Source organism: Collinsella sp. CLA-ER-H10 (assembly GCF_040092475.1).
Taxonomy (GTDB): domain Bacteria; phylum Actinomycetota; class Coriobacteriia; order Coriobacteriales; family Coriobacteriaceae; genus Collinsella.
In genome coordinates, this window is record NZ_JBBNLM010000035.1 from 1 (window position 1) to 4,862 (window position 4,862).

Below are 4,862 nucleotides of genomic sequence, written 5' to 3' on the forward strand. Positions count from 1 at the left end.
CCTTGCACCTGCCGTCTATCGACCAGGTAGTCTACCTGGGCCCTTACCGGAAGGAGAACTAATCCCTGGAACGGCTTCCCGCTTAGATGCCTTCAGCGGTTATCCGCGCCGCACGCGGCTACCCGGCCGTGCCGTTGGTCGACAACCGGTTCACCGGAGGTGCGTCCACCCCGGTCCTCTCGTACTGGGGGCAGCCTCCATCGATTCTCCTGCGCCCACGGAGGATAGGGACCGAACTGTCTCACGACGTTCTGAACCCAGCTCGCGTACCGCTTTAAACGGCGAACAGCCGTACCCTTGGGACCTGCTCCAGCCCCAGGATGCGATGAGCCGACATCGAGGTGCCAAACCTTGCCGTCGATGTGGACTCTTGGGCAAGATCAGCCTGTTATCCCCGGAGTACCTTTTATCCGTTGAGCGACGGCCCACCCACTCGGGGCCGCCGGATCACTAGAGCCTGCTTTCGCACCTGCTCGGCTTGTGGGCCTCGCAGTCAAGCCCGCTTGTACTCTTGCATTCAAAAGGACGGTTGCCGACCGTCCCGAGCGGACCTTCGCGCGCCTCCGTTACCCTTTAGGAGGCGACCGCCCCAGTCAAACTGCCCGCCTGGCACGGTCCCCGAGCCGGTTGACGGCCTCGGGTTAGGACGCCGGTCGCGCGAGGGCAGTATTCCAAGGGCGGCTCCCCGGGGGCTGGCGCCTCCGGATCTGTGCCTCCTGCCTATCCTCTACACGCGGGACCAGCGGCCAATGCCAAGCTGCAGTGAAGGTTCACGGGGTCTTTCCGTCCTTCCGCGGGTAAGTCGCATCTTCACGACCAGTGCAATTTCACCGGGTCCATGGTCGAGACAGCGCCCAAGTCGTTGCGCCTTTCGTGCAGGTCGGAACTTACCCGACAAGGAATTTCGCTACCTTAGGACCGTTATAGTTACGGCCGCCGTTTACCGGGGCTTGGCTTCGGGGCTTCGCCGAAATGGCTAACTCCTCCGCGTGACCTTCCGGCACCGGGCAGGCGTCAGACCCTATACGTCGCCTTGCGGCTTCTGCAGAGTCCTGTGTTTTTGGTAAACAGTCGCTTGGGCCTCTCCACTGCGGCCCGCCTCCGCTCCCCGGGCAAGCCGGTTCACGTACGCGCGGGCACCCCTTCTCCCGAAGTTACGGGGCCATTGTGCCGAGTTCCTTGACCATGGTTGACCCGATCGCCTCGGTATGTTCTACCCACCCACCTGTGTCGGTTTGCGGTACGGGCGCGCACGCGCCTGCCTAGGGGTTTTTCTAGGGACCTCGGGCTCACTCGCTTCGCTCAGTCGCTTCGTCCGGAGCCTCGCCCTTGATGCGGACCGGATTTCCCTGGTCCGCGGGCCGCGCTCCATCACGGGGACGTCCAGAACCCCGCCGAGCCACCCCCATCCGTCGCCCCGTCGGTCGTAGCGCCGCGTGCGCGGTGCAGGAATGTCTGCCTGCTGCGCGTCGGCTACGCCTACCGGCCTCGCCTTAGCCCCCGACTGACCCTGGGAGGATTAGCCTTGCCCAGGAAACCTCGGGTTCACGGCGGACGAGTTACTCTCTCGTCTCTCGCTACTCATGCCAGCATTCTCACTCCCATGCGCTCCACCGTCGGTCGCCCTCCGGCTTCTCCGCCCATGGGAAGCTCCCCTACCGATTCTAATGAATTAAAATCCCGCCGCTTCGGTGTCCAGCTTAGCCCCGTGTATTGTCGGCGCATGTCCACTCGACCAGTGAGCTGTTACGCACTCTTTGAATGTATGGCTGCTTCTAAGCCAACATCCTGGTTGTCTGGGCGGACGCACATCCTTTGCCACTCGGCTGGAACTTGGGGACCTTAGCGGGCGGTCCGGGCTGTTTCCCTCTCGAGCACACAGCTTAGCCCACATGCTCTGACTGCCGCGCTCTGGGCCGCCGGCATTCGGAGTTCGGTTGGATTCGGTAGGCGGCGAAGCCCCCTCGTCCATCCGGTGCTCTACCTCCGGCGGTGAACGCGCGACGCTAGCCCTAAAGCTATTTCGGGGAGAACGAGATATCTCCGGGTTTGATTGGCCTTTCACCCCTATCCGCAGGTCATCGCCGCCGTTTTCAACCGACGTGCGTTCGGCCCTCCACGGGGTCTTACCCCCGCTTCAGCCTGCCCACGGATAGCTCACCCGGCTTCGCGTCCGCGGCGCGGGACTCAAGTCGCCCTGTTAAGGCTCGCTTTCGCTCCGGCTCCCTTTCGGTTAACCTCGCCCCGCGCCAGCGACTCGCTGGCTCATTCTACAAAAGGCACGCCGTCACAACTGAAAGTTGCTCCGACTGCTCGTGGGCGCACGGTTTCAGGTACTGTTTCACTCCCCTCCCGGGGTGCTTTTCACCTTTCCCTCACGGTACTGGTGCGCTATCGGTCACAGGGTAGTACTCAGGCTTGGATGGTGGTCCACCCAGGTTCGGACCGGGTTTCACGTGCCCGGCCCTACTCAGGGACCGCGTCGCGCCGTCCGGTCTGGGTTCGCGTACGGGGCTGTCACCCGCTGCGGCCGGCCCTCCCATGCCGTTCCGCTCCCCAGCCGGACCTGCGCCCGGGGGCGGCAGCCCCCGGATGCGCGGCCCTGCAACCCCGTCGGCGGAACCCCTGCCGGGTATGCCCGCTCGACGGTTTGGCCATCGGTCCCCTTTCGCTCGCCGCTACTCGGGGAGTCTCGAGATTGATTTCCTCTCCTCCGGGTACTTAGATGTTTCAGTTCCCCGGGTTGTCCTCCCCCCGCCTATGTGTTCAGCGGGGGGATATGCACACTGCTGTGCATGGGTTCGCCCATTCGGAGACCCCCGGGTCGAAGGATGTGTGCTCCTCGCCGGGGATTATCGCAGCTTGCCGCGTCCTTCATCGGCTCCCTGTGCCAAGGCATCCGCCGTGCGCCCGTGGTATCTTGCGGGACCGCATCGGGCCCGCGGGATATCCACGTGTCGCTAAAATTAATTAATCGATATCATGAATAGCGCTCGTATGTCGCAATTCGGGTATCTCATACCGCGGCACAGTGTCTTCACTGTGCTCGCGATCAGATGCTCCTCACTCATATATAAGTGAATTCTTCTTGTTTGGATCGGATGAATGATTGCTATCATTCTGTCTTTAAATCGCAGAAAAGAATCGAGTCTGGAAGAGGATACTCTTCCATCTCTCTCCTATCGCTATGCGGCTCTCAAGGTACGCGGGTGCGACCCCGGGGACCGGGTGCTGCGGGGAATCATCCAGGCGACATCTACCGGACGGGCTCCTGCCCTCTATTCGAGTTAAAGTGTTTTCTCTCTAGAAGATTTATCTCCCTAGAAAGGAGGTGATCCAGCCGCACCTTCCGGTACGGCTACCTTGTTACGACTTCACCCCCCTCACCCTCCACACCTTCGGCGCCTCCCCCCTCTCGGTTGGGCCGGCGACTTCGGGTGCAGACGACTCGGGTGGTGTGACGGGCGGTGTGTACAAGGCCCGGGAACGCATTCACCGCGGCATGCTGATCCGCGATTACTAGCAACTCCGACTTCATGGGGGCGGGTTGCAGCCCCCAATCCGAACTGGGGCCGGCTTTCCGGGATCCGCTCCCCCTCGCGGGGTGGCATCCCTCTGTACCGGCCATTGTAGCACGTGTGCAGCCCAGGGCATAAGGGGCATGATGACTTGACGTCGTCCCCGCCCTCCTCCGCCTTGACGGCGGCGGTCCCGCGTGGGTTCCCGGCATCACCCGATGGCAACACGCGGCGGGGGTTGCGCTCGTTGCGGGACTTAACCCAACATCTCACGACACGAGCTGACGACAGCCATGCACCACCTGTATGGGCTCCTCTCGGCCACGGGGTCTCCCCCGCTTCACCCATATGTCAAGCCCTGGTAAGGTTCTTCGCGTTGCTTCGAATTAAGCCACATGCTCCGCTGCTTGTGCGGGCCCCCGTCAATTCCTTTGAGTTTTAGCCTTGCGGCCGTACTCCCCAGGCGGGACGCTTAATGCGTTGGCTGCGGCACGGGGGGATCGTCCCCCCACACCTAGCGTCCATCGTTTACGGCTGGGACTACCAGGGTATCTAATCCTGTTCGCTCCCCCAGCTTTCGCGCCTCAGCGTCGGTCTCGGCCCAGAGGGCCGCCTTCGCCACCGGTGTTCCACCCGATATCTGCGCATTCCACCGCTACACCGGGTGTTCCACCCTCCCCTACCGGACCCAAGCCGCGGAGGTTCCGGGGGCTTCGGGGGGTTGAGCCCCCCGCTTCGACCCCCGGCCTGCCGGGCCGCCTACGCGCGCTTTACGCCCAATGAATCCGGATAACGCTCGCCCCCTACGTATTACCGCGGCTGCTGGCACGTAGTTAGCCGGGGCTTCTTCTGCAGGTACAGTCTTGACTCTTCCCTGCTGAAAGCGGTTTACGACCCGAAGGCCTCCGTCCCGCACGCGGCGTCGCTGCGTCAGGGTTCCCCCCATTGCGCAAGATTCCCCACTGCTGCCTCCCGTAGGAGTCTGGGCCGTGTCTCAGTCCCAATCTGGCCGGTCGGTCTCTCAACCCGGCTACCCGTTGTCGGCACGGTGGGCCGTCACCCCGCCGTCTACCTGATGGGCCGCGGAGCCATCCCCTCCCGTCGGGGCTTTAGCCGGGGTGCCATGCGGCACCCCGGGGTATCCGGTATTACCCGTCCTTTCGGGCGGCTATCCCGGGGGAGGGGGCAGGTTCTCCACGTGTTACTCAGCCGTTCGCCACTCGCTTCCCTCCGAGGAGGGGTGCCGTTCGACTTGCATGTGTTAGGCGCGCCGCCAGCGTTCATCCTGAGCCAGGATCGAACTCTCCGTCCAAATATGTTGGGCTTCGAGCCCGTCCGGTCCTC

General features: G+C 63.2%; 2 rRNA genes. Both read right to left on the reverse strand.

Features of this window, described 5'->3' with window-relative positions:
* Window positions 1-2,926, reverse strand: a 23S ribosomal RNA gene (locus AAAX36_RS09285); the annotation flags it as partial.
* Between the two features lie 398 nt (window positions 2,927-3,324).
* A 16S ribosomal RNA gene (locus AAAX36_RS09290) occupies window positions 3,325-4,830 on the reverse strand.
* Window positions 4,831-4,862: the final 32 nt, after the last annotated feature.